The organism is Streptomyces sp. NPDC051109 (assembly GCF_044455885.1).
Classification (GTDB): Bacteria; Actinomycetota; Actinomycetes; order Streptomycetales; family Streptomycetaceae; genus Streptomyces.
This window is the reverse complement of sequence record NZ_JBITFF010000004.1, coordinates 86,774-112,104: the sequence shown is the minus strand read 5'-3', so window position 1 is coordinate 112,104 and position 25,331 is coordinate 86,774. Positions and strand designations below refer to the sequence as shown.

Here is a 25,331-nt window from a genome sequence, read left to right as displayed (position 1 = left end):
TTCCACCGGAATTGACAAGTCCGAACCGCGGTCGGGATTCGCCCCTACCGTCGTGCCATGACTCTACGCACACGTACCTCGCCCTCCTCCGGAGCCACCGGCGGCCCCGGCCGGTCCCGCCTCTCGGACGGGCGGCTGCGCCACCGCCGGGGACGTCCGCGACCGCACCACCCCGAGCCCGCCGTGGTGCGCCGCCGGGCCGAAGCCCTGCTCGGCGGCGCCGGTGGGCCACCGCCCGCGCCACCGCCTTCGCCACCGCCTTCGCCACCGGTCGGGGCGGTGCCGCAGACGCCGCCCGGCCCGGGACCGGCCATCCGGTCCGTGGCCGACCCGCCGCCCGGCGACACCCCGGTGGGGATCATCCCGCTGCCCGGGCCGACCCCGCTGTCCGGGGGAGCAGTGCTGCGGCTCGCCGTGCGGGAGCGGCTGCCGGTGTGGCTGCAGGCCCGGTGTGCGGTGGAGCCGCGCACGGTGGCCGCCGTGGGGGTGGTGCTGGCCGCCGCCGTCGCCTTCGGGGCGCAGCAGTTCTGGACCGCCCGGCCGCAGCCGGTGACCGCGCCCGCGGTGGTCACCCCGGCGACGGCACCGGCACCGGCCCCGAGCCCCGGGGCCTCGGCCGCCGCTGCCGGAGGTGGCGGTGCGCGGATCGTGGTGGACGTCAGCGGCAAGGTGCGTGACCCCGGTGTGCGGCGGCTGCCCGCCGGATCGCGGGTCGAGGACGCGCTGGCCGCCGCGGGGGGAGTGCGGCCCGGTACGGACACCAGCGGGCTCAACCGGGCCCGGGTGCTCGTCGACGGCGAGGAGGTGGTGGTGGGCGCCCCGGCGCAGCCCGCCGTGGGCGGGCCGGGTTCCGGCGCCGGGCCGGGGGCGGGCGCCGGCGGCGCTGCCGGGCCGCTGAGTCTCGGCACGGCCACCGTGGAGCAGCTGGACGGCCTGCCCGGGGTCGGCCCGGTACTGGCGCAGCACATCGTGGAGTTCCGGACCGCCCGCGGCGGCTTCCGCTCGGTGGAGGAGCTCCGGCAGGTCGCCGGCATCGGCGAGCGGCGGTTCGCCGATCTGCGCAAGCTGGTCCGGCCGTGAAGCGCCCCGAGGGGCCGGGCCCGCTGGACCTGCGCCTGGTCCTGCCGGCGCTGGCCGCCTGGGCGGCTGCCGCCCTCGCCCTCGACGCATCGGCCGGCTGGGCGGCGGCCGGGGCCGGGCTCGGGGTCCTCGGCGCGGGGCTGCTGCTCCTGGCCGCCTGCCGGCGCCCCGAGCCGCTGTGGCGGATCGGCACGGCCGCGGCCGCCGCCCTGCTCTGCGGGGCAGCCGGGGCCGGGGTGGCGGGCCTCCAGCGGGCCGAGGCGCGGGCCGGGCCGGTGGTGGGCCTCGCGGGGGAGCACGCCCGGGTCCTCGCCGAGCTCACCGTCGGTTCCGACCCGCGGGCCGCCCGCGGCGGGAGCGGGCCGCCCGTGGTGGCCCTGGACGCGGTGCTGACCCGGGTGACCGGGCCCGACGGGGCGCAGACCCGGGTCGAGACCCCCGTACGGGTGCTGGCCGGGCATCCGCAGTGGGCCCGGCTGCAACCCTCCACCCGGGTCGTGGTCGTCGCCCGGCTGGCCCCGGGCCGGGCGGGGGAGCGGGCCGTGGCGCTGCTGCGCCCCGCGGGGGACACCCCGCCGCGGGTGACCGGCGGGCCCGACACCGTCCAGCGGATCGCCGGGAGGCTGCGGGCCGGGCTGCGCGAGGCCACCGGGGGGCTCGCCCCGGACGCCCGGGCCCTGCTGCCGGGGCTGGTCGTCGGGGACACCTACCGGGTCCCGCCCGATCTGGACGAGGCGTTCCGGGCCACCGACCTGCTGCACCTGCTGGCCGTGTCCGGGTCCAACCTGACGGTGGTGCTGTTCCTGCTCATCGGCCCGCCCGCCGCCGCGCAGCGCGCCGAGCGGGGCGGCCTGGCACCCCGCCTCGGGCTGTCCCTGCGGGCGACGGCCCTGTGCGGGACGGCGCTGACCCTGGCGTTCGTGGTGGTGTGCCGGCCGGAGCCGAGCGTGCTGCGGGCCGCGGCCTGCGGGGCGATCACCCTGCTGGCCATCGCCACCGGGCGGCGCAGATCCCTGATCCCCGCCCTGGCGGCGGCCGTCCTGCTGCTGGTGCTCTACGATCCGTGGCTCGCCCGCAGCCCCGGCTTCCTGCTCTCGGTCCTGGCCACCGGGTCCCTGCTCACGCTGGGCCCGCGCTGGAGCGAGGCCCTGCGCCGGCGCGGGACGCGGCCGCGGCTCGCCGAGGCGCTCGGCGCCGCCGCGGCCGCCCAGGCGGTCTGTGCGCCGGTGGTCGCCGTGCTCTCGGCCCGGGTGAGCCTGGTCGCGGTGCCCTGCAACCTGCTCGCCGAACTCGCGGCGGGCCCGGCGACCGTGCTCGGCTTCGCGGCGCTCGCGGCGGCCCCGCTGTGCATGCCCGTCGCCGAGCTGCTCGCCCGGTGCGCGGGGGTGCCGGCCGGGTGGATCGCCGGCGTGGCCCGGGCCGGGGCGCGGCTGCCGGGCGCGGAAGTGGCCTGGCCGGGCGGGCTCACCGGGGGGCTGCTGCTGGCCGCCGCCACCCTGGCCGTCGCGGGGCTCGGCGCGCGGATCCGGCGCCGGCCGTGGGTGTGCTCCGCACTGGCCGTGCTGCTGCTCCTGGCGGTACTGCGGCCGCCGCAGTTGACCCGTACCCTCACCCGCTGGCCGCCCCCCGACTGGAGCTACGTGCAGTGCGCGGTGGGCCAAGGCGACGCCGGCGTACTCGCCGTCGGCCCGGGCACGGCTGTCGTGGTGGACGCCGGCCCCGAACCGGGCCCGGTGGACGCCTGCCTGACCGCCCTCGGGGTGCGCCGGGTGCCGCTGCTCCTGCTGACGCACTTCCACGCGGACCACGTCGGCGGCCTGTCCGGAGTGCTGCGGGGCCGGACCACGGGTGTGATTCAGACCACCACGCTGGAAGAGCCGAGCGCCCAAGCCGAGTTCGTCCGGCGGACCGCGGCGGCCGCGCGCGTCCCCGTCGTGGCGGCCTCGGCGGGGGAGCGGCGGCGGGCCGGGCCGCTGGACTGGCAGGTGCTGTGGCCCTCGCCCGACGGCCCGCGGCCGGAGGGGCCCAACGACGCCAGCGTCGCCCTGCTGGTGCGCACCGCCGGCCTGACCCTCCTGCTGCTCGGCGATCTCGAACCGCCTTCGCAGGAAGCCCTTTTGAGGGCGCATCCGGAGCTGGGACCGGTGGACGTCCTCAAGGTCGCCCACCACGGCTCCGCCCACCAGGACCCCGGCCTCCTGGGCCGGATCCGGCCCCGGCTCGCGCTCGTCCCGGTCGGTGAGGGCAACCGGTACGGGCACCCCGCACCGGGCACGCTCGGCCGACTGCGGGCCATGGGCGCGACCGTGCTGCGCACCGATACCGACGGTTCGATCGCGGTGGCCGGGAGCGGTCCGGGGGTGTGGGCGTTCCCCTCGCGCCGGCGGCGGCGCCGACACGGGCATACCGGACACCGTCTTTCCGTTTGCCCGCAACCCGACAGCATGATCGAATGCGTCTTCGCCAGAGCGGTACAAGTCCACACAGCACGGGGGTGCATCAACCATGTTCGGTCGCCGAAGGGGGATGGAGACGGCCGGAAACGCCGGTCAGCACACATCCGCGACACTGACGCTGCCTCATACGGCACGGCTGCTCAGTTGTCGTGTTCTCGACACGGTCCACCAGCCGGTCAGACAGGCAAGGTTCGAGGTGACGGACCCGATCGGCCGGCGCGTCGTCAGCGGCGAGACCGACCCGTACGGCGGGTTCACCGCGGCCGTGCCGGAGGGCGAGTACCGGCTCTCCGTCACCGCCGAGGGCTATGCGCCCTTCCACGGGGCGACGCTGGTGGGGGACCCGGCGCAGCCCGGCACCGGGGAGATCGTGCTCGACGCGGTGGAGCCGCCGCTGCTGCCGGCACCCGGACACTGGGAGCTCGACCCGGCGCACTCGTCCATCGCCTTCACCGCGCAGCACATCGGCTTCGCCCGGATCCGCGGCCGGTTCAACACCTTCGCCGGCGGGGTGCGGATAGCCGACCGCATGGAGGACTCCTCCATGCACGTGATCATCGACGCGGCGAGCATCGACACCGGCCTGCGGATGCGGGACGACCACCTGCGGTCCGCCGACTTCCTGGACGCGGCCCGGCATCCGACGGTCGAGTTCTACAGCGAGCGGTTCATCCACCGCAGCGGCAGCCGCTGGGCCGTCGCGGGGGCCCTGACCCTGCACGGGGTCAGCCGCTCGGTGACGCTGGACACGGAGTACCTGGGCCTCGGCACCGGGTTGGAGGGCGAACCGCGCGCGGCCTGCCGGGCGACCGCCGAACTGCACCGCGAGGACTTCAGCCTGAACTGGCAGTCCGTGCTGGCCCAGGGGATAGCGGCGATCGGTTCGAGCGTGCAAGTCGTGCTGGACGTCCAGATCGTGCACAAGGCCTAGCTAGGCGTTGCGAGGGCTAAGGGGTCTCCAACCAGCCCTCGTACTCGGCGGCGAGGCCGTCCAGCACCGTGGTGTCGAGCCGTTCCTGCGGGTCCTCGACGACCACCAGCCACTGGGCGTCCTCGGCGTCGTCCTCACCGGCGAGGGCGTCGCGGAACAGCTGCGGCTCCTCGGGGAGGCCGAAGCGGTCGACCGCCTCCTGGGCCACCTCCTCGGCGGCGTCGCGGTCGGGCAGCACCAGTACATGTCGCACGTTCACCCGGACATTCTCGGGGATGCGGTGGGGGAGCCCGCGGTGCGGGGGGCTGTCAGTGCGGCGTGGGATGCTGGAGGCGATGGCCACCAGGAAGAACTCCACCGACGATCCGCTCGCCCCGCTCACCCTCGCGGTGGGGCAGGAGGACCTGCTGCTCGACCGCGTCGTACGGGAGGTGGTGGCGGCCGCCCGGGCCGCCGACGCCGACACGGACGTGCGCGACCTCGCACCCGAGCAGCTCCAGCCCGGCACCCTCGCCGAGCTGACCAGCCCTTCGCTGTTCTCCGAGCGCAAGGTGCTGGTCGTACGCAATGCGCAGGACCTGTCCGCGGACACGGTCAAGGAGGTCAAGGCGTACCTCGCGGCGCCGTTCGAGGAGATCATCCTCGTGCTCCTCCATGCGGGTGGGGTCAAGGGCAAGGGGCTGCTGGACGCGGCCCGCAAGTCCGGGGCCCGGGAGATCGCCTGCCCGAAGATGACGAAGGCGGCGGACCGGCTGGCGTTCGTGCGGGGCGAGTTCCGCACGCTGGGCCGGTCGGCGACCCCCGAGGCGTGCCAGACGCTGGTCGACGCGATCGGGAGCGATCTGCGGGAGCTGGCGAGTGCCGCCGCGCAGCTGTGCGCGGATGTCGAGGGCACGATCGACGAGGCCGTGGTCGGCCGGTACTACACGGGCCGGGCCGAGGCCTCCAGCTTCACGGTCGCCGACCGGGCGGTCGAGGGGCGGGCGGCGGAGGCCCTCGAAGCCTTGCGGTGGTCGCTGTCCACGGGGGTGGCGCCGGTGCTGATCACCAGCGCGCTCGCCCAGGCGGTGCGGGCCATCGGCAAGCTGGCCTCCGCCCCTCGCGGGGCGCGCCCGGGCGACCTCGCCCGGGACCTCGGGATGCCGCCGTGGAAGATCGACCGGGTCCGCCAGCAGATGCGGGGCTGGTCGGCGGACGGCGTCGCGGACGCCCTGCGGGCCGTGGCCGCGGCCGACGCAGGCGTCAAGGGCGGCGGCGACGACCCGGAGTACGCCCTGGAGAAGGCGGTCGTGGCCGTGGCCCGCGCAGCGCGCCCCCAGCGCCGGTAGCCGCCGGCCCGGCCATCCAGCCGGCCGACCGTCCCGGGCCTCCCGGCCCGGCCCGGGCCGGCCCGGGCAAGACGAAGGCCCCGGGGGCCGCCCTGGGGAAGGGTGGCTCTCGGGGCCTTCGGTTACTTCTTGTTGCACCGCACCCGCGTGGCGAACGCTTCGTGTGCGGCGCGGGGGCCGGTCAGGAGCGGGAGAGAGGGCCCGCTGGGTCCGTTCCGGCGATCACATCAGAGCTCAGCCCTGGAGGGTGGCAACCTTGATGGCCAGCGCCGACTTCTTGTTGGCGGCGGCGTTCTTGTGGATGACACCCTTCGAGACAGCCTTGTCGAGCGCACGCGCGGCGGCGCGAGAAGCCACGGTGGCCTTCTCGACGTCACCCGCGGCCACGGCCTCGCGGGCCTTGCGGATCGCGGTCTTGAGCGAAGACTTGACGGCCTTGTTGCGCAGGCGCGCCTTCTCGTTCGTCTTGTTCCGCTTGATCTGGGACTTGATGTTCGCCACGAAAGAGCCTTTTCAGGTTCAGAGTTTGATCTTCGGATTGTGTCCCGACAGCTGAGAGGGCATACGAGACACAGCTGCCCAGGCTACCAGGCGCGCTCCGACCGGCCCAAACCGAGCGCATCGCCCCGTCCATGGGACCATGGGAGCCTGCGTACAGATCCGACGAGAGCCGGAAACGCTTCCGACTGCGACCCGAGAATCAGGACACTGCGTGCCCGCGATCCCCAGCCACGTGCCCGAGCCGAGCCGTACCGACCCGGCGCTGATCCGCAATTTCTGCATCATCGCGCACATCGACCACGGCAAGTCGACGCTCGCCGACCGGATGCTCCAGCTCACCGGTGTCGTCGACCAGCGGCAGATGCGCGCCCAGTACCTCGACCGCATGGACATCGAACGTGAGCGGGGCATCACGATCAAGTCCCAGGCGGTCCGTCTGCCCTGGGCGCCCACCACGGGCGAGGGCGTGGGCAACACGCACATCCTCAACATGATCGACACCCCCGGGCACGTCGACTTCACGTACGAGGTCTCGCGCTCCCTCGCCGCCTGCGAGGGCACGATCCTCCTGGTGGACGCCGCACAGGGCATCGAGGCCCAGACCCTCGCCAACCTGTACCTGGCGATGGAGAACGACCTCGCGATCGTCCCGGTCCTGAACAAGATCGACCTGCCGGCCGCCCAGCCGGAGAAGTTCGCCGAGGAACTCGCGAACCTGGTCGGCTGCCAGCCCGAGGACGTCCTGCGGGTCTCCGCGAAGACCGGCCTCGGCGTGGACGCCCTGCTCGACAAGGTCGTCGCCACCGTTCCGGCCCCGGTCGGCGTCAAGGACGCCCCCGCCCGCGCGATGATCTTCGACTCGGTCTACGACTCGTACCGCGGCGTCGTGACGTACGTCCGAGTGGTCGACGGCCAGCTCAACAAGCGCGAGCGCATCCGGATGATGTCCACGGGCGCCACCCACGAGCTGCTGGAGATCGGCGTCTCCTCCCCGGAGATGACCCCGGCCGACGGCATCGGCGTCGGCGAGGTGGGCTACATCATCACCGGCGTGAAGGACGTCCGTCAGTCCAAGGTCGGTGACACGATCACCAGCCTGCACAACGGCGCGACCGAAGCCCTCGGCGGCTACAAGGACCCGAAGCCGATGGTCTTCTCGGGCCTCTACCCGCTCGACGGCTCCGAGTACCCCGACCTGCGCGAGGCCCTGGACAAGCTCCAGCTCAACGACGCCGCGCTCGTCTACGAGCCGGAGACCTCGGCGGCGCTGGGCTTCGGCTTCCGCGTCGGCTTCCTCGGCCTGCTGCACCTGGACGTGGTCCGCGAGCGCCTGGAGCGCGAGTTCGGCCTCGACCTGATCGCCACCGCGCCGAACGTGGTCTACCGCGTCGTCCTGGAGGACGGCAAGGAAGTCCAGGTCACCAACCCGAGCGAGTTCCCCGAGGGCAAGATCTCGGACGTGTTCGAGCCGGTCGTCCGGGCCACCGTGCTCGCGCCCACCGAGTTCATCGGCGCGATCATGGAGCTCTGCCAGACCCGCCGCGGCACGCTGCTCGGCATGGACTACCTCTCCGAGGACCGGGTCGAGATCCGCTACACCCTGCCCCTCGCGGAGATCGTCTTCGACTTCTTCGACCAGCTGAAGTCCAAGACGCGCGGTTACGCGTCCCTCGACTACGAGCCCACCGGCGAGCAGTCCGGCAGCCTGGTCAAGGTCGACATCCTGCTGCACGGCGACAAGGTCGACGCCTTCTCCGCCGTCACCCACAAGGACGCCGCGTACGCGTACGGCGTGCGGCTCGTCGCCAAGCTGCGCGAGCTCATCCCGCGGCAGGCCTTCGAGGTGCCGATCCAGGCGGCCGTCGGCTCGCGCGTCATCGCCCGCGAGACCATCCGCGCCATCCGCAAGGACGTCCTCGCCAAGTGCTACGGCGGTGACATCTCCCGTAAGCGGAAGCTGCTGGAGAAGCAGAAGGAAGGCAAGAAGCGCATGAAGATGGTCGGCTCGGTGGAGGTGCCCCAGGAGGCCTTCATCGCCGTCCTCTCCAGCGACGAGTCCGCCGGCAAGAAGAAGTAGCCGCTGCGACCGACGCCGTGCGAAACAGGCCCCCGCGCAAGAGCGCGGGGGCCTGTTTCGTTATGAATCGGCCGCTCGCGGACTCTTACGCCCTGGCCGGAGGGCACCTAGTCTGATCACTGCTCGATGGTTACTCGCCAGTTACAAGCCCCTGAATGGCAGGCCCTGCCGCGTGGTCCGGAGGACGTCCGTGAGCGACACACAGACCTTGATCGAGAACCGCCCGCCCACCGTGGCGGCCCTCTTCCTTGAGCGTGTCGCCGCCACGCCGAACGCCGAGGCCTACCGGTTCCCGGTGCCCGCGGCCGGCGGCAGCGGCCCCGACGACTGGAAGTCGATGAGCTGGGGACAGGCGGCCGAGCGGGTCTTCGGCATCGCCGCCGGCCTGCTGGACCTGGGCCTGCAGCCCGAGGACCGGGTCGCGCTCGCCTCCAACACCCGCGTTGAGTGGATCCTCTCGGACCTCGGCGTCATGTGCGCCGGCGGTGCCGTGACCACGATCTACCCCAGCACCAACGCCGAGGAGTCGGCGTTCATCCTCTCCGACTCTGCCAGCCGCGTGCTGATCGCCGAGGACGCGTCCCAGCTCGCCAAGGCCCGCGAGCGCCGCGCCGACCTGCCCGAGCTCGCCCACGTGGTGGTCCTGGAGGCGGCCGACGCGGTACCGGCCGCCGGCGATCCTGAGGGCTGGGTGCTCTCCCTCGCCGACCTGGAGGCGCGCGGCAACGAGTACCTCGCCAAGCATCCCGAGGCGGTCAGGGAGCGGATCGGGGCCATCGGCGCCGAGCAGCTCGCCACCCTCATCTACACCTCGGGCACCACCGGCCGCCCCAAGGGCGTACGGCTCCCCCACGACAACTGGTCGTACATGGCCAAGGCCACCGTCGCCACCGGCATGATCTCCAGCACCGACGTCCAGTACCTGTGGCTGCCGCTCGCGCACGTCTTCGGCAAGGTCCTGACCTCCGGCCAGATCGAGGTCGGGCACGTCACCGCCGTCGACGGCCGCATCGACAAGATCATCGAGAACCTGCCGGTGGTCCAGCCCACCTACATGGCGGCCGTCCCCCGCATCTTCGAGAAGGTCTACAACGGGGTCGCCGCCAAGGCCCGGGCCGGCGGCGGCGCCAAGTACAAGATCTTCCAGTGGTCGGTCGGCGTGGCCCGCGAGTACGCCAAGACCACCCAGGACAACTACCGGCGCACCGGCAGCGCCGCGGTCCCCTTCGGCCTGGCCACCAAGCACAAGATCGCCGACGCGCTCGTCTACTCCAAGCTCCGCGAGGCCTTCGGCGGCCGGCTGCGCGCCGCCGTCTCCGGCGCCTCCGCCCTGGCCCCCGAGATCGGCTACTTCTTCGCCGGCGCCGGCATCAACATCCTGGAGGGCTACGGGCTCACCGAGTCCAGCGCGGCCTCCTTCGTCAACCCCGGCGAGGCCTACCGCACCGGCACCGTCGGCAAGCCCCTCCCCGGCACCGAGGTCCGCATCGCCGACGACGGCGAGATCCTGCTCCGCGGCCCCGGCATCATGCAGGGCTACCACCTGCAGCCCGAGAAGACCGCCGAGGTGCTGGAAGAGGACGGCTGGCTGCACACGGGGGACATCGGCGAGCTCTCGCCCGACGGCTACCTGCGCATCACGGACCGCAAGAAGGACCTGATCAAAACCTCGAACGGCAAGTACGTCGCGCCGGCCGAGATCGAGGGCCGGTTCAAGGCGATCTGCCCGTACGTGTCGAGCATCGTGGTGCACGGCGCCGACCGGAACTTCTGCGCCGCCCTGGTCGCGCTCGACGAGCCGTCGATCATGGTCTGGGCCGCCGAGAACGGGCTGGACGGCAAGACGTACGCCGAGGTCCTGGCCGCGGCGGAGACGAACCGGCTGATCGAGACGTACGTCCAGACCCTCAACGAGGGCCTCCAGCGCTGGCAGACGATCAAGAAGTTCCGGATCCTGCCCCGCGACCTCGACGTGGAGCACGGCGACCTCACGCCCAGCCTCAAGCTGAAGCGGCCGGCCGTCGAGCGTGAGTTCAAGCACCTGATCGACGAGATGTACGAGGGCTCGCGCGAGGCGTAGCGCGGCGGCGGGCGGCAGCGGGAGGTACGAGGGACCCGGGGGCGGCGGCGAGCGGCCGGGCCCCCGGCCCGGGTGCGGGACAATGGGGGCATGCCTTCCGCACTGCCCGACGGTGAACCCATGCCCGAAGACGGCTCGCTGCCGTCGCATGCCCTGGCGGGCGGCGGAGACCGGCCGCTCGGGTTCTACCTGCACGTCCCGTACTGCGCCACGCGGTGCGGGTACTGCGACTTCAACACCTACACCGCGACCGAGCTGCGCGGTACCGGCGGCGTGCTCGCCTCCCGGGAGAACTACGCCGACACCCTGATCGACGAGGTCCGCCTCGCCCGCAAGGTGCTCGGCGACGACCCGCGCGCCGTGCGCACGGTGTTCGTGGGCGGCGGTACGCCGACCCTGCTGCCCGCCGCGGACCTCGTACGGATGCTCGCGGCGATCCGGGACGAGTTCGGGCTGGCCGAGGACGCCGAGGTCACCACGGAGGCCAATCCGGAGTCGGTGAACCCGCAATACCTGGCGGAGCTGCGGGCCGGGGGCTTCAACCGGGTCTCCTTCGGCATGCAGAGCGCCAAGCAGCACGTCCTGAAGGTGCTCGACCGCACGCACACCCCCGGGCGGCCGGAAGCCTGCGTCGCGGAGGCGCGGGCGGCGGGCTTCGAGCACGTGAACCTGGACCTGATCTACGGCACGCCCGGTGAGACCGACGAGGACTGGCGGGCCTCCCTGGCCGCCGCGCTCGGCGCCGGCCCGGACCACATCAGCGCGTACGCGCTGATCGTGGAGGAGGGCACCCAGCTGGCCCGACGGATCCGCCGCGGCGAGGTCCCGATGACCGACGACGACGTGCACGCCGACCGGTACCTGATCGCCGACTCGGTGATGGCCGAGGCCGGGTACTCCTGGTACGAGGTCTCGAACTGGGCCACCTCGGAGGCCGGCCGCTGCCTGCACAACGAGCTGTACTGGCGCGGGGCCGACTGGTGGGGCGCGGGCCCCGGAGCCCACTCGCACGTGGGCGGGGTCCGCTGGTGGAACGTGAAGCACCCCGGCGCCTACGCCGCCGCCCTCGCGGAGGGCCGCTCCCCGGGCGCGGGCCGAGAGCTCCTGTCCGAGGAGGACCGCCGGGTGGAGCGGATCCTGCTGGAGCTGCGCCTGGTGGACGGCGTCCCGCTGTCCCTGCTGGCCCCGGCCGGCCTCGCGGCGTCCCGCCGCGCCCTGGCCGACGGCCTGCTGGAGGCCGCCCCGTACGAGGCGGGCCGCGCGGTCCTGACCCTGCGCGGGCGCCTCCTGGCGGACGCCGTGGTCCGTGACCTGGTGGACTGATCACTCCACGGGGTGAATCGCTGCGCATGCGGGCAGGTGCGGCCTGGCCGTCCATCGTCTTCTGCCGCATGCCCGGCGACAGAGGTGGAGGGCGCGGAGGTGACCGCCGTGGACGATCGCGGAGTTCGGCACGCTGCCGTAGTTCAGGCCGGCGCCGTGACGAAGTCGATCAGTTCCTCCACGCGGCCCAGCAGCACCGGCTCCAGGTCCTTGTAGGACCGCACGCGGGACAGGATGTGCTGCCAGGCGGCCCCGGTGTTCTCCGGCCAGCCCAGCGCCCTGCAGACGCCCGTCTTCCAGTCCTGGCCCGGCGGGACCACCGGCCACGCGGCGATGCCCAGCGCGGACGGCTTCACCGCCTGCCAGACGTCCACGTACGGGTGGCCGACGACCAGGACGTCCGACGAGGTCACCGACGCCGCGATACGGGACTCCTTCGAGCCCGGGACCAGGTGGTCCACCAGGACGCCCAGGCGGGCGCCGGCCGTCGGGGCGAAGTCCGCGACCACCGCCGGGAGGTCGTCGACGCCCTCCAGGTACTCCACCACCACGCCCTCGATCCGCAGGTCGTCGCCCCAGACCCGCTCCACCAGCTCCGCGTCGTGCCGCCCCTCGACGTAGATCCGCCCGGCGCGCGCCACGCGGGCGCGCGCCCCGGGGACCGCCACCGAGCCCGACGCCGTGCGCAAGGGCGCCGCAGGGGCCCGTGAGGGGCGGGTCAGGGTCACCACGGCGCCCTCCAGCAGGAACCCCCGCGGCTCCAGCGGGAACACCCGCCGCTTGCCGAAGCGGTCCTCCAGGGTCACGGTGCCCGCCTCGCAGGCCACCACCGCGCCGCAGAAGTCCGTACCCGCCACCTCGACCACCAGGTCGGTGTCCGCCGGCACCTCCGGCACCGGCTTGGGGCGCTTCCACTGCGGGGTCAGGTCGGGGGAGTACTCGCGCATCCGGCCGAGCGTAGGAGAGAGCGCGGGCTCACGGGCCCGACACGCCGAACCGCCGTGCCAGTGTGTCGCGTTGCTCACGGACGAAGCCCGCGGAGACCACCGCTCCGTGACCCGGCACGTACAGCGCGTCGTCCCCGCCCAGCGAAAGCAGCCGGTCCAGCGCCGCCGGCCACTGCGCGGGCACCGCGTCGCCGCCCGCCTGCGGTTCGCCCGACTCCTCGACGAGGTCCCCGCAGAACACCGTCTCGCGCTCGCCCGGTACGAACACCGCGAGGTCGTGCGGGGTGTGCCCGGGCCCGACGTTGGCCAGCAGCACCTGCACCCCGCCCAGCTCCAGCGTCCATTCGCCCGACACGGAGTGCTTCGGCACCACCAGCAGGTCCACCGCCTCGGCGGCCTCGTCCTCCGCCAGCCCCTGCAGGACCGCACTGGCGCGCAGTTCCTCCCGGCCGGTCGACAGCTCGGCGTCCAGCCCGACCGCCCCGAACACCTCGGCCCCGGCGAACGCGGCCACGCCCAGTACGTGATCGAAATGTCCGTGCGTGAATGCGATATGCGTCACGCGCCGGCCCGTCAGCCGCTCCGCCTCGGCCCGCAGCTGCGCGCCTTCGCGCACGCACGAACCCGGATCCACGAGGAGCACGGAATCGTCCCCCACCACCAGTCCCACGGTGCAGTCCCACACCGGGAGCCGGCGCCGTCCGGTCCGCCCGGTCAGCCGCTCCCAGCCCGCCTCTTCCCAACGCACGTCCATGCCGCGACGCTACCTTGGCGGGCCGCCCTTGCCAGGGCCTGACTACCCGGCCGTACACTGGCCGGGGGATCTCTGGCACTCGAACGCCCGGAGTGCCAACGAAGCCGATGAAACCGACCGTGACGAGCGACGACGACCAGCTGGAGGTGTGCGCGATGCTCAGCGAACGCAGACTCGAGGTGCTGCGCGCCATCGTCCAGGACTACGTCGGGACGGAGGAGCCGGTCGGCTCCAAGGCGCTCACCGAGCGGCACCGGCTCGGCGTCTCGCCCGCCACCGTGCGCAACGACATGGCCGTGCTGGAGGACGAGGGCTACATCGCCCAGCCCCACACCAGCGCCGGACGGATCCCCACGGACAAGGGCTACCGGCTCTTCGTCGACAGGCTGGCGGGGGTCAAACCGCTGTCGACGCCCGAGCGCCGGGCCATCCAGAACTTCCTCGACGGCGCCGTCGACCTCGACGACGTCGTCGGCCGCACCGTGCGGCTGCTCGCGCAGCTGACCCGGCAGGTCGCCGTCGTCCAGTACCCGAGCCTGACCCGGTCCACGGTCCGGCACGTGGAGCTGCTGTCGCTGGCCCCGGCCCGGCTCATGCTCGTGCTGATCACCGACACGGGCCGGGTCGAGCAGCGGCTCGTCGACTGCCAGTCACCGTTCGGCGAGACCTCGCTCGCCGATCTGCGGGCGCGGCTCAACAGCCGGGTGGTCGGCCGCCGGTTCACCGACGTGCCGCAGCTCGTGCAGGACCTGCCGGAGTCCTTCGACCCGGAGGACCGCGGCACGGTGTCGACCGTGCTCTCCACCCTGTTGGAGACGCTGGTCGAGGAGGCCGAGGAGCGGTTGATGATCGGCGGAACCGCCAATCTCACGCGCTTCGGACACGATTTTCCCCTGACGATCAGGCCGGTGCTCGAAGCGCTGGAGGAGCAGGTCGTGCTCCTCAAGCTGCTGGGCGAGGCCAACGAGTCGGGAATGGCCGTACGGATCGGGCATGAGAATGCCTACGAGGGACTGAACTCCACGTCCGTCGTCTCGGTCGGCTACGGTTCGGGCGGCGAGACTGTCGCCAAACTCGGCGTGGTCGGACCGACCCGCATGGACTACCCCGGAACGATGGGAGCGGTACGCGCAGTGGCACGTTACGTCGGACAGATCCTGGCGGAGTCGTAAGTGGCCACGGACTACTACGCCGTTCTCGGCGTGCGCCGCGACGCATCGCAGGACGAGATCAAGAAGGCCTTCCGCCGCCTCGCGCGTGAACTCCACCCGGACGTGAATCCGGACCCGAAGACGCAGGAGCGCTTCAAGGAGATCAACGCGGCGTACGAGGTGCTCTCGGACCCGCAGAAGAAGCAGGTCTACGACCTCGGCGGCGACCCGCTGTCCTCCTCGGGGGGCGGCGCGGGCGCGGGCGGCTTCGGTGCGGGCGGCTTCGGCAACTTCTCCGACATCATGGACGCCTTCTTCGGCCAGGCCTCGCAGCGCGGCCCGCGCTCGCGGACCCGCCGCGGCCAGGACGCCATGATCCGCCTCGACCTGGAGCTGGACGAGGCCGCCTTCGGCACCACCAAGGACATCCAGGTCGACACGGCCGTCGTCTGCACCACCTGCTCCGGCGAGGGCGCCGCCCCCGGCACCTCGGCGCAGACGTGTGACATGTGCCGTGGGCGCGGTGAGGTCTCGCAGGTCACCCGGTCCTTCCTGGGCCAGGTCATGACCTCGCGGCCCTGCCCGCAGTGCCAGGGCTTCGGCACCGTGGTCCCGACCCCGTGCCCCGAGTGCGCGGGCGACGGCCGGGTCCGCTCCCGCCGCAGCCTGACGGTCAAGATCCCGGCCGGCGTCGAGAACGGCACCCGGATCCAGCTCGCGGGCGAGGGCGAGGTCGGCCCCGGCGGCGGCCCCGCCGGCGACCTGTACGTGGAGATCCACGAGCTGTCGCACCCGACCTTCCAGCGGCGCGGGGACGACCTGCACTGCACGGTGACCATCCCCATGACGGCCGCGGCCCTGGGCACCAAGTGCCCGCTGGAGACCCTGGACGGCATGGAGGAGATCGACATCCGCCCGGGCACCGGCTCCGGCCAGTCGATCCCGCTGCACGGGCGCGGCGTCACGCACCTGCGGGGCGGCGGCCGCGGCGACCTGATCGTCCACGTCGAGGTCACCACCCCCGGCAAGCTGGACGCCCAGCAGGAGGAGCTGCTGCGACAGCTCGCCAAGCTGCGCGGCGAGGAGCGGCCCATGGGCCAGTTCGCGCCGGGCCAGCAGGGACTGTTCAGCCGCCTGAAGGACGCCTTCAACGGCCGCTGACCGGCCCTTCGGCAGACGTACGAGCCCGGTCCGGGGAAGCCCCGGACCGGGCTCGCCGCATGGATCCGGACGACGCCGGGGAAGCGGACTATGCCAGGCGAATGCCGTGATTCGGCCCGGTGAGCGGGACGTGGCACGATGCAGGGCATGTCCTCCGCACCGTACGGTCTCTCCCCCCACCCGATCGTGCAGGCTCCCATGGCGGGCGGCGCCTCCTGTCCGCCGCTCGCCGCCGCCGTGTGCGAGGCGGGCGCCCTGGGCTTCCTGGCCGGCGGCTACAAGACCGCCGACGGCATGTACCAGGAGATCAAGCAGCTGCGCGCGCTCACCCGGCGCCCGTTCGGCGTGAACCTCTTCATGCCGCAGACCGGGTACGTGGACCCCGCCGCGGTGGAGGCGTACCGCGGGCAGCTGGCCGGGGAGGCCAGCTGGTACGAGCTGTCCCTGGCCGACGAGGACATCATCGGCACCAGCGACGACGGTTACGACGCCAAGCTCGCGATCCTCCTCGAAGACCCGGTCCCCGTCGTCTCGTTCACCCTCGGCGTGCCCGCGCCCGCCGTCCTGGCCGCCCTGCGCAAGGCGGGCACGTACACCGTCGTCACCGTGACCTCGGCCGACGAGGCACGCGCCGCCCAGGCGGCGGGCGCCGACGCCGTCTGCGTCCAGGGCGTGGAGGCGGGCGGCCACCAGGGCACCCACCGCGACGACCCGCAGGCCGACGGCACGGCGGGCGTGGGCCTGCTCGCGCTGGTGGCGCAGGTACGGGAGGCCGTGGCGCTCCCGATCATCGCGGCGGGCGGGCTGATGCGGGGCTCGCAGATCGCGGCGCTGCTGGCGGCGGGCGCGGAGGCGGCGCAGTTCGGCACCGCGTTCCTGGCCTGCCCCGAATCGGGGGCGCACCCGCTGCACAAGCAGGCCCTGACGGACCCCCTGTTCCCCCACACGGAGCTCACCCGGGCGTTCTCGGGGCGGCCGGCCCGGGGCCTGGTGAACCGGTTCATGCGGGAGCACGGGCCGTACGCCCCGGCCGCCTACCCGCAGATCCACCACATGACCAGCGGACTGCGCAAGGCGGCCGCCGCGGCGGGGGACCCGCAGGGCATGGCCCTGTGGGCGGGCCAGGGGCACCGGCTGGCGCGGGCGCTGCCCGCGGGGGAGCTGGTGGAGGTGCTGGCGGCCGAACTGGCCGAGGCCCGATCCGCGTTGAAGTCGATGAACGACAGGAGTACGTCATGACCGCCCCCGTGTTCGTGGTCGAAGAGGTCCCCGCGGGGCCGGAGTTCGTGCTCGACGGCCCGGAGGGCCGGCACGCGGTCTCCGTGAAACGGCTGAACCCGGGCGAGGACGTGGTCCTCACCGACGGGCGCGGTCACTGGACGGAGGGCGTGGTCAAGGCCGCCGAGGGCAAGGACCGGCTGGTCGTCATGGACCTGCACTCCATCGCGGAGGAACCCGAGCCGGAGGTCCGGATCACCGTCGTCCAGGCCCTGCCCAAGGGCGACCGCGGCGAGCTCGCCGTCGAGACCATGACCGAGACCGGCGTGGACGCCATCGTCCCCTGGCAGGCCTCGCGCTGCATCACCCAGTGGCGCGGCGACCGCGGCGCCAAGTCCCTGGCCAAGTGGCGGGCCACGGCCCGGGAGGCGGGCAAGCAGTCCCGCCGCGTCCGCTTCCCGGAGGTGGCGGAGGCCATGACCACCAAGCAGGTCGCGGCGCTGTTGGCCGGGGCCGACCTGGCGATGGTCCTCCACGAGGACCGGGACACCCCCTCGGGCGCCCTGGCCACGGCCGAACTCCCGGCCGGCGGTTCCATCGTGCTGGTCGTCGGACCCGAGGGCGGGGTCTCCCCGGAGGAGCTCGCCGTCTTCGCGGAGGCCGGGGCCCACCCCTACCGGCTGGGCTCCTCGGTCCTGCGCACCTCCACCGCCGGCACCGCGGCGACGGCGGTCCTGCTGGCGCGTACCGGCCGCTGGTCCTGAAACGCACATGAGGGCGCCGACGGCGCCGGATACGATGCCCGGACTGATCAACGTCGGCGTCGACGGCCCGTCAACGCCGCTGTCACGGAAGGCGAAGCAATGGCCGGGGAACCGCAGGCGGACTGCCTGTTCTGCAAGATCGTCGCGGGGAGCATCCCGGCGACCGTGGTCCGGGAGACCGAGACGACGTTCGCCTTCCGGGACATCAACCCGCAGGCGCCGACGCACGTCCTCGTGATCCCCCGCGTGCACTACCCCGACGCCGCCGCGCTCGCCGCCGCCGAGCCGGCCGTCGCCGCCGACCTGCTGCGCGAGGCCGGGCGGATCGCGGCCGACGAGAAGCTCGACGACCACGGCTACCGCGTCGTGTTCAACACCGGCGCCGGCGCCGGCCAGACCGTCTTCCACGCGCACGCGCACCTCCTCGGCGGCCGCGGCCTCCAGTGGCCCCCCGGATAACACCGTGTCCGTACGAGAGTTCGTGGTGCTGGGCACCGCCAGCCAGGTGCCCACCCGCCACCGCAACCACAACGGCTACCTCCTGCGCTGGGACGGCGAGGGCATCCTCTTCGATCCCGGCGAGGGCACCCAGCGCCAGATGCTGCGCGCCGGGGTGGCCGCGCACGACATCAACCGGATCTGCGTCACCCACTTCCACGGTGACCACAGCCTCGGGCTCGCCGGGGTGATCCAGCGCATCAACCTGGACCGGGTCCCGCACCCCGTCACCGCGCACTACCCGGCCTCCGGACAGAGGTTCTTCGACCGGCTCCGGTACGCCACCGCCTACCGGGAGACCGTCGCGCTCCGCGAGGAGCCCGTGGCCGCGGACGGGGCTCTGGCCCGGGGGTCCTCGTACGTCCTGGAAGCCCGCCGGCTCTCGCACCCGGTGGAGTCCTTCGGCTACCGGCTCACCGAGCCGGACGGGCGCCGCATGGTGCCCGAACTGCTCGCGCGGCACGGGATCAAGGGGCCGGACGTGGGCCGGATCCAGCGCGAGGGGCAGCTGGGCGGGGTCACGCTCGACGACGTCAGCGAGCACAAGCCGGGACAGCGCTTCGCCTTCGTCATGGACACCCGGCTGTGCCCCGGCGTGGACGAGCTCGCCGCGGGCTGCGACATGCTGGTGATCGAGTCCACGTTCCTCGACGAGGACGAGGCGCTCGCCACCGACCACGGGCACCTGACCGCCGGCCAGGCGGCCCGGACCGCGCGGGACGCGGGCGTACGGCACCTCGTGCTCACGCACTTCTCGCAGCGCTACTCGGACCCGCAGGAGTTCGAACGCCAGGCCCGCGCAGCCGGCTTCGACGGCGAGCTGACGATCGCCGCGGACCTCGTACGGGTGCCCCTGCCGAAGCGGAGCTAGACCCCGGAGGCGTCGCGGCGCCGGTCGCGGGAGCGGCGGGCCGCCGGAGAGAGCAGCAGCACCCGGCGGGGCTTCCCGGGACCGGGAGCGGGAAGCACCGCCGCGGCCGGGGCTTCGATGCGGAGGTCCGGCACCCCGGTCCCGTCCGCCGCGCTCCGGCCCGCGTGCAGGGCGACGACGGTCAGCGGCCCGGCCACCGCGAGTAGCAGCCCGCCCAGCACGAGCCCCATGCCCGGGAACCCGAACGCCTCGGCGAGCAGGCTGCCCACCACGGGGCCGCAGGCCGTGCCCAGCGAGGAGGCGGCCCCGGCGAAGACCGCCCAGCGGCCGCGCGGGTCCAAGGCGGCCGCGAGGCCGATCACGTACGAGAGGACGACCGGGTAGACCGCGTTCCACAGGATCTCCCCGGCCGCGAACCCGGTGAGCCCGTCCGCGGAGGAGGTCAGCACCACGCAGCCCGCGATCGCCGCCGTGCCCGCGCCGATCGGGACCGCCCGCCCCAGCCGGGTGCCGAACGCGGAAGCGCCCGTGACCCCGAGCAGTCCCGCGCCCAGCGCCACCGCGAAGACGGCGCCCAGCGCGGCCTCGGACAGCCCGGCCTGCTCGGCGCCGATCCGGCCGCTGACGCCCCACAGGGCCTCCTGGGTCAGGGACCAGAACAGCAGGCAGCCCGCCAGCACCGCCCCGGCGCGCGGGTACGGAGGCCGTCCGGAGCCCCGTACGGCAGGCCCCGGGCGGGTGGGCCCGCCGAGCCGGCCGGTGGCCGGCCAGGCCAGTGCCGCGACCAGGGCGATGGCCGCGAACGGCAGCCCGTGTCCGCCGCCGAGGTGCGGCAGGGTCAGGTACAGGGCCCCCACAGTCGCCGAGACCGACAGCAGGCCGAGGGACGAGACGCGGTGCGGATCGCGGTGCCCGGCGATCCCGGCGGCGGCCACGGCGGTGGCGCTGCCGGAGCCGAAGCCGCCGACCACCACGCCCGCGACCACCAGCGGGAGCAGCGAGGTCGAGGCCGCGGTGCCGTAGCCCAGGGCGGCGAGCAGCAGCCCGAGCCGGGCCAGCGAGCGCGGACCGCGGCGGGGGATGCGGGAGGCCAGGGTGAACCCGGCCGTGGCCGAGCCGAGCAGCAGGGCCGTGCCGACGAGCCCGGCCTGGGCGGGGCTCAGCGGGAGATGGGAGTCGAGGCGTCCGACCACGGTGGGAAGCAGGTAGGGGGCGACGTACCCCGCCGTGAAGAGGGCCACCAGGGGCCAGGCGGCGGGCGGCGCGGAGGTGTTGTCGGACACGGCTCTTTCCCGGTGGTGCGCAGGTGGGGCGGGATGTTCCGCGAGGCCGCGGTCCCCATGTCTATCAAGTGCTCAACGACCCGGAGAAGAGCGCCACGAGAGTGATGTGCGCCACACTGTGTTTTGGCCCTGCCTGGGGCGGGCAAGGCTGGCAGCTTTCCACTGCACGCCCGCTTGCAGAAACGAGCCTTCGCACCAGCCGGGGAGATCACCGTGACCAGTCGGGACAGCCGCACCAGCCGCAGCGCAGCCCTGGACCCGCTCGACAGCGCCGCCGCGGCCGTGGACCCGCTCGGTCCGCTGCGCAGCCCCCTGGAACCGGGTTTCGACGTCTACCTGACCGGCACGGTCTTCCTCGACATCATCTTCACCGGCCTCGACTCGGCCCCGGTGCGCGGTACGGAGTCCTGGGCGCGCGGCATGGGTTCCAGCCCGGGCGGAGTGGCCAACATGGCCACCGCCCTGGCCCGGCTCGGCCTGCGCACCTCGCTGGCCGCGGCGTTCGGCGACGACCACTACGGCGAGTACTGCTGGGACGCACTGGCGCAGGGGGAGGGCATCGACCTGTCGATGTCGCGGACCATCGCGGGCTGGCACAGCCCGGTCACGGTCTCGATGGCGTACGAGGGCGAGCGCACGATGGTCTCGCACGGCCACGAGGCACCGCCCCCGGCCGGCCCGGGGCCGTTCCCGCAGTGTCCACCGCGCACCCGGGCGGCCGTGGCCTCGCTGGCGCAGGGGCGGACGGAGCCGTGGATCGCCGAGGCGGCGCGGTGCGGGGCGCGGATCTTCGCGGACGTCGGGTGGGACGAGAGCGGCCGCTGGGACCTCGGGGCACTGCCCGACCTGGAGCACTGCGAGGCCTTCCTGCCGAACGCGGGGGAGGCGATGCGGTACACGCGGACCGACTGTCCGAGAGCCGCGGCCCGGGCGCTGGCCGAGAAGGTGCCGGTCGCGGTGGTGACGATGGGCGCGGAGGGCTCGTACGCGGTGGACGGGCGGACCGGGGAGACGGCGGAGGTCCCCGGGATCGCGGTGGAGGAGCTGGACCCGACGGGGGCGGGGGACGTCTACGTGGCGGGCTTCGTCACCGGCACCCTGGCGGGCTGGCCGCTGGCGGACCGGCTGGCCTTCGCGGGCCTGACGGCGGCCCTGTCGGTCCAGGAGTTCGGCGGCTCCCTCTCGGCCCCGGGCTGGCCGGAGGTGGCCCACTGGTGGCGCACGGCCCCCGAGGCGCTGCGGCCGCGCTACGGGTTCCTGGACGAGCTGGTCCCGCCGCGCGCGGAGCCGGCCTCCCGGCGCAGGGCGGTCCCGACCATCGGCTTCCGCCACCCGGTCTAGGGCTTCCGACCCCCTTGGGGGGACGGGCCCGCCGGAGGGCCGGGAGGGGGCGGCGCAAGGGCCGGGAGGGGGCGGCGCAAGGGCCGGGAGGGGGCGGGGGAAAACCCCTCGGGGATGGCGCTGCGGAGTCGTACCCTTGGTACTCCGGAGGTCGTCGATCGGCGCGGCCCCTCAGCGGGAGGTATGTGCAGGCCACAGTGCCGGCCCATGACTCAGACACCCACAGCCCAGACACCGGCGCCGGGGCAGGCGCGAGCCCACTTCACCGTTCCGGCCAGGCACCCGATGGTCGCGGTGCTCGGCTCGGGTGACGCCCTGTTGCGCGTGATCGAGAAGGCCTTCCCGAAGGCCGACATCCATGTTCGGGGCAATCAGGTCAGCGCGGTCGGAGATGCGGCGGAAGTCGCCCTGGTCCAGCGCCTGTTCGACGAGATGATGCTGGTGCTCCGCACCGGGCAGCCGATGACGGAGGACGCAGTGGAACGCTCGATCGCCATGCTCAAGGCGAGCGGCAACGGCAACGGGCCGGACGAGACGCCCGCGGAGGTGCTCACGCAGAACATCCTCTCCAGCCGCGGCCGCACCATCCGTCCCAAGACCCTCAACCAGAAGCGGTACGTCGACGCGATCGACAAGAACACGATCGTGTTCGGCATCGGCCCCGCCGGTACCGGCAAGACGTACCTCGCCATGGCCAAGGCGGTCCAGGCACTGCAGTCCAAGCAGGTCAGCCGGATCATCCTGACCCGTCCGGCGGTCGAGGCGGGCGAACGCCTCGGCTTCCTCCCGGGCACCCTGTTCGACAAGATCGACCCGTACCTGCGCCCGCTCTACGACGCACTGCACGACATGATCGACCCGGACTCGATCCCCCGCCTGATGGCGGCGGGCACGATCGAGGTCGCGCCGCTCGCGTACATGCGCGGCCGCACCCTCAACGAGGCGTTCGTCGTGCTCGACGAGGCGCAGAACACGACCACCGAGCAGATGAAGATGTTCCTGACCCGGCTCGGGTTCGATTCGAAGATCGTCATCACCGGTGACATCACCCAGGTCGACCTGCCCGGCGGCGCCAAGTCCGGTCTGCGCCAGGTCCAGGCGATCCTCGAAGGGGTTCCGGACATCCACTTCTCGCGCCTCACGTCCGAGGATGTCGTCCGGCACAAGCTGGTCGGCCGTATCGTCGATGCGTACGAGAAGTACGACGACAGCCAGGACGCCCAGCAGTCCCGGAACGGCTACCAGCGGAAGTAGAACCCAGCGCACCATGTCGATCGACGTCAACAACGAGTCCGGAACCGAGGTCGACGAGCGGGCGATCCTCGACATCGCCCGCTACGCGCTCACCCGGATGCGGATCCACCCGCTGTCCGAGCTCTCCGTCATCGTCATCGACGAGGACGCCATGGAGCAGCTCCACATCCAGTGGATGGACCTGCCCGGTCCCACCGACGTCATGTCCTTCCCGATGGACGAGCTCCGTCCGCCGGCGAAGGACGACGAGGAGCCCCCGCAGGGGCTCCTCGGCGACATCGTGCTCTGCCCCGAGGTCGCGAAGAAGCAGGGCGAGGAAGCCCCGACGCAGCACTCCATGGACGAGGAGCTCCAGCTCCTGACCGTCCACGGGGTGCTGCACCTGCTCGGCTACGACCACGAGGAGCCGGACGAGAAGGCCGAGATGTTCGGCCTCCAGGCGGCCATCGTCGACGGCTGGCGCGGTGAGCGCGGCATGACCGGTCCGTCCCCGGCCCCGACCGTCTCGTGACCGCCCCGCAGCTGATCACCGGCGCGGTGCTGCTGGTGGTGGTGGCCTGGTTCGCGGCGTGCGCCGAGTCCGGAATCGCCCGGATCTCCAGCTTCCGCGCCGAGCAGGCCGTACGGGAGGGCCGGCGCGGCAGCGAGAAGCTCGCGCAGGTCGCCGCCGACCCGACCCGCTACCTGAACGTGGCGCTGCTCGTGCGGGTCACCTGCGAGATGGCGGCCGGCGTGCTCGTCACCTACGTCTGTCTCGACGAGTTCGGCGACAACTGGAAGGCGCTGCTCATCGCGATCGCCGTGATGGTGCTGGTGTCCTTCGTGGCCGTCGGGGTCTCCCCGCGCACCATCGGCCGCCAGCACCCCCTCAACACGGCGACGGCCGCCTCGTACGTCCTGGTCCCGCTCGCCCGGGTCATGGGGCCCGTCCCGCAGCTGCTGATCCTCATCGGCAACGCGCTCACGCCCGGAAAGGGCTTCCGCAAGGGGCCGTTCGCCTCCGAGGCCGAGCTGCGCGCGATGGTCGACCTGGCGGAGAAGGAGTCGCTGATCGAGGACGACGAGCGCCGGATGGTGCACCAGGTCTTCGAGCTCGGCGACACGCTGGTGCGCGAGGTGATGGTGCCGCGCACCGACCTGGTCTGCATCGAGCGGTACAAGACGATCCGTCAGGCGACCACCCTGGCGCTGCGGTCCGGTTTCTCGCGCATCCCGGTGACCGGCGAGAACGAGGACGACATCGTCGGCATCGTGTACCTGAAGGACCTGGTCCGCAAGACGCACATCAGCCGTGAGGCGGAGGCCGACCTGGTCACGACGGCGATGCGGCCCGCGGTGTTCGTACCGGACACCAAGAACGCGGGCGATCTGCTGCGGGAGATGCAGCAGGTGCGCAACCACGTGGCCGTGGTCATCGACGAGTACGGCGGCACGGCGGGCATCGTCACCATCGAGGACATCCTCGAAGAGATCGTCGGTGAGATCACCGACGAGTACGACCGCGAGCTCGCGCCCGTCGAGGAGCTGGGCGAGGACCGCTACCGGGTGACGGCGCGGCTCGACATCACCGACCTCGGCGAGCTGTTCAAGGTCGAGGACTACGACGACGAGGACGTGGAGACGGTCGGCGGCCTGCTGGCCAAGGCGCTGGGCCGGGTGCCGATCGCGGGCGCTTCGGCTGTCGTGGAGCTGCCGGACGGGCGCCCGCTGCGGCTGACGGCCGAATCCCCGGCGGGCCGCCGGAACAAGATCGTGACGGTGCTGGTGGAGCCGCTGGCCCAGGCGGCGGGCGAGGACGGGGAGGGCGCATGACGCCGGCGGAGCTGCGTGCGTTCTGCCTGGGTTTCAACGCGGCGGTGGAGGAGTTCCCCTTCACGCCCGAGACCTCGGTGTTCAAGGTGCTGGGGAAGGTGTTCGCGCTGAGCGCGCTGGACGCCGACCCGCTGAAGGTCAACCTCAAGTGCGAGCCGGAGCTGGCGGTGCGGCTGCGGGCGGAGCACGAGGCGATCGTGCCGGGCTGGCACATGAACAAGCGGCACTGGAACACGGTGACGGTCGGCGGACTGCCGGACGCGCTGGTGAGGGAGCTGGTCGAGGACTCGTACGACCTGGTGGTCGCGGGTCTGCCGAGGGCGGAGCGGCTGCGGCTCGACCGGCCGTGAGGGTGGTACGCAGCGGGGGCGAAGGTCCCGGGTCTCCGTGACCTTCGGATCACTGGATCCGCTCATCCGGCGCTTGGGTTTGGTCCCGCGTGCCACAAGAGCCAGGGGGCCGCGGGGGACGGAGGGGAGAGCGTCTCGGCGGGGCCGTCGT

At 73.1% G+C, this 25,331-nt stretch carries 22 protein-coding genes and 1 pseudogene; 18 read left to right on the top strand and 5 right to left on the bottom strand.

Annotated features, from left to right (window positions below; genetic code table 11):
* Positions 1 to 57: 57 nt before the first annotated feature.
* From ACIBAD_RS09320 to ACIBAD_RS09310, 3 genes and pseudogenes are all read left to right on the top strand, one after another.
* Positions 58 to 1,080, top strand: coding sequence for a helix-hairpin-helix domain-containing protein (locus ACIBAD_RS09320; RefSeq protein ID WP_398905535.1), 1,023 nt, complete (start codon positions 58 to 60; stop codon positions 1,078 to 1,080).
* Positions 1,077 to 3,449: pseudogene (locus ACIBAD_RS09315) on the top strand (ComEC/Rec2 family competence protein); the annotation flags it as partial. The gene ACIBAD_RS09320 and the pseudogene ACIBAD_RS09315, both read left to right, overlap by 4 nt.
* Before the next feature lie 136 nt (positions 3,450 to 3,585).
* Positions 3,586 to 4,467: a YceI family protein gene (locus tag ACIBAD_RS09310; RefSeq protein WP_398905533.1), complete on the top strand. Its 882-nt coding sequence runs from the start codon at positions 3,586 to 3,588 to the stop codon at positions 4,465 to 4,467.
* A gap of 16 nt (positions 4,468 to 4,483) precedes the next feature.
* On the opposite strand, the gene ACIBAD_RS09305 is transcribed toward ACIBAD_RS09310, so the two are convergent.
* Positions 4,484 to 4,726, bottom strand: coding sequence for a hypothetical protein (locus tag ACIBAD_RS09305; RefSeq protein WP_134075452.1), 243 nt, complete (start codon positions 4,724 to 4,726; stop codon positions 4,484 to 4,486).
* A gap of 76 nt (positions 4,727 to 4,802) precedes the next feature.
* On the opposite strand from ACIBAD_RS09305, the gene holA reads away from it, so the two are divergent.
* Complete coding sequence (gene holA / locus ACIBAD_RS09300) at positions 4,803 to 5,795, top strand: DNA polymerase III subunit delta (protein WP_208329144.1); 993 nt, start codon at positions 4,803 to 4,805, stop codon at positions 5,793 to 5,795.
* A 234-nt stretch (positions 5,796 to 6,029) separates the two neighbouring features.
* Here holA and rpsT read toward each other — a convergent pair whose 3' ends face one another.
* Positions 6,030 to 6,296 (bottom strand): 30S ribosomal protein S20, encoded by a 267-nt coding sequence (rpsT, locus tag ACIBAD_RS09295; protein ID WP_134075451.1) that lies wholly within the window; start codon positions 6,294 to 6,296, stop codon positions 6,030 to 6,032.
* Between the two features lie 211 nt (positions 6,297 to 6,507).
* Between rpsT and lepA the strand changes: the two genes are divergently transcribed.
* From lepA to hemW, 3 genes are all read left to right on the top strand, one after another.
* Positions 6,508 to 8,373, top strand: a complete 1,866-nt coding sequence (lepA, locus tag ACIBAD_RS09290) for a translation elongation factor 4 (RefSeq protein WP_134075450.1) — start codon at positions 6,508 to 6,510, stop codon at positions 8,371 to 8,373.
* 190 nt (positions 8,374 to 8,563) lie between these two features.
* Entirely contained in the window at positions 8,564 to 10,453 is a 1,890-nt protein-coding gene (locus ACIBAD_RS09285; RefSeq protein WP_134075449.1) for an AMP-dependent synthetase/ligase, read from the top strand.
* A gap of 90 nt (positions 10,454 to 10,543) precedes the next feature.
* The gene (hemW, locus tag ACIBAD_RS09280; RefSeq protein WP_134075448.1) at positions 10,544 to 11,776 is read left to right on the top strand and encodes a radical SAM family heme chaperone HemW; all 1,233 of its coding nucleotides are present in this window, start codon (positions 10,544 to 10,546) and stop codon (positions 11,774 to 11,776) included.
* A gap of 143 nt (positions 11,777 to 11,919) precedes the next feature.
* Here hemW and ACIBAD_RS09275 read toward each other — a convergent pair whose 3' ends face one another.
* Entirely contained in the window at positions 11,920 to 12,723 is an 804-nt protein-coding gene (locus tag ACIBAD_RS09275) for a DUF3097 domain-containing protein (RefSeq protein ID WP_398905528.1), read from the bottom strand.
* Between the two features lie 28 nt (positions 12,724 to 12,751).
* A complete protein-coding gene (locus ACIBAD_RS09270) occupies positions 12,752 to 13,477 on the bottom strand; it encodes an MBL fold metallo-hydrolase (protein WP_134075447.1) in 726 nt (241 codons plus the stop codon).
* A 155-nt stretch (positions 13,478 to 13,632) separates the two neighbouring features.
* Here ACIBAD_RS09270 and hrcA point away from each other — a divergent pair, with 155 nt between their 5' ends.
* From hrcA to ACIBAD_RS09240, 6 genes are all read left to right on the top strand, one after another.
* Positions 13,633 to 14,649, top strand: coding sequence for a heat-inducible transcriptional repressor HrcA (gene hrcA, locus ACIBAD_RS09265; protein WP_134075876.1), 1,017 nt, complete (start codon positions 13,633 to 13,635; stop codon positions 14,647 to 14,649).
* Positions 14,650 to 15,789 carry a molecular chaperone DnaJ gene (gene dnaJ / locus ACIBAD_RS09260; protein ID WP_134075446.1) on the top strand — a complete coding sequence of 380 codons (1,140 nt, stop codon included), beginning with the start codon at positions 14,650 to 14,652 and terminating at the stop codon, positions 15,787 to 15,789.
* 147 nt (positions 15,790 to 15,936) lie between these two features.
* Positions 15,937 to 17,028 (top strand): nitronate monooxygenase, encoded by a 1,092-nt coding sequence (locus ACIBAD_RS09255; protein ID WP_134075445.1) that lies wholly within the window; start codon positions 15,937 to 15,939, stop codon positions 17,026 to 17,028.
* Positions 17,025 to 17,771, top strand: a complete 747-nt coding sequence (locus tag ACIBAD_RS09250) for a 16S rRNA (uracil(1498)-N(3))-methyltransferase (RefSeq protein WP_134075444.1) — start codon at positions 17,025 to 17,027, stop codon at positions 17,769 to 17,771. Before ACIBAD_RS09255 ends, ACIBAD_RS09250 begins: the two co-directional genes overlap by 4 nt.
* A 99-nt stretch (positions 17,772 to 17,870) precedes the next feature.
* A complete protein-coding gene (locus ACIBAD_RS09245; RefSeq protein WP_134075443.1) occupies positions 17,871 to 18,230 on the top strand; it encodes a histidine triad nucleotide-binding protein in 360 nt (119 codons plus the stop codon).
* A gap of 4 nt (positions 18,231 to 18,234) precedes the next feature.
* Complete coding sequence (locus ACIBAD_RS09240; RefSeq protein WP_134075442.1) at positions 18,235 to 19,140, top strand: ribonuclease Z; 906 nt, start codon at positions 18,235 to 18,237, stop codon at positions 19,138 to 19,140.
* Here ACIBAD_RS09240 and ACIBAD_RS09235 read toward each other — a convergent pair.
* Entirely contained in the window at positions 19,137 to 20,423 is a 1,287-nt protein-coding gene (locus ACIBAD_RS09235) for an MFS transporter (protein ID WP_398905524.1), read from the bottom strand. The genes ACIBAD_RS09240 and ACIBAD_RS09235 overlap by 4 nt on opposite strands.
* Before the next feature lie 252 nt (positions 20,424 to 20,675).
* Here ACIBAD_RS09235 and ACIBAD_RS09230 point away from each other — a divergent pair, with 252 nt between their 5' ends.
* The 5 genes from ACIBAD_RS09230 (at position 20,676) to ACIBAD_RS09210 (ending at position 25,180) form a co-directional block, all read left to right on the top strand.
* The gene (locus ACIBAD_RS09230; RefSeq protein ID WP_134075874.1) at positions 20,676 to 21,764 is read left to right on the top strand and encodes a PfkB family carbohydrate kinase; all 1,089 of its coding nucleotides are present in this window, start codon (positions 20,676 to 20,678) and stop codon (positions 21,762 to 21,764) included.
* 207 nt (positions 21,765 to 21,971) lie between these two features.
* Positions 21,972 to 23,018, top strand: coding sequence for a PhoH family protein (locus tag ACIBAD_RS09225; RefSeq protein WP_078988088.1), 1,047 nt, complete (start codon positions 21,972 to 21,974; stop codon positions 23,016 to 23,018).
* Between the two features lie 13 nt (positions 23,019 to 23,031).
* Complete coding sequence (ybeY, locus tag ACIBAD_RS09220; RefSeq protein ID WP_053689049.1) at positions 23,032 to 23,529, top strand: rRNA maturation RNase YbeY; 498 nt, start codon at positions 23,032 to 23,034, stop codon at positions 23,527 to 23,529.
* Positions 23,526 to 24,830 (top strand): hemolysin family protein, encoded by a 1,305-nt coding sequence (locus ACIBAD_RS09215; protein ID WP_134075441.1) that lies wholly within the window; start codon positions 23,526 to 23,528, stop codon positions 24,828 to 24,830. The genes ybeY and ACIBAD_RS09215 overlap by 4 nt, the downstream gene beginning before the upstream one ends.
* Complete coding sequence (locus tag ACIBAD_RS09210) at positions 24,827 to 25,180, top strand: MmcQ/YjbR family DNA-binding protein (protein WP_053689051.1); 354 nt, start codon at positions 24,827 to 24,829, stop codon at positions 25,178 to 25,180. The genes ACIBAD_RS09215 and ACIBAD_RS09210 overlap by 4 nt, the downstream gene beginning before the upstream one ends.
* Positions 25,181 to 25,331: the final 151 nt, after the last annotated feature.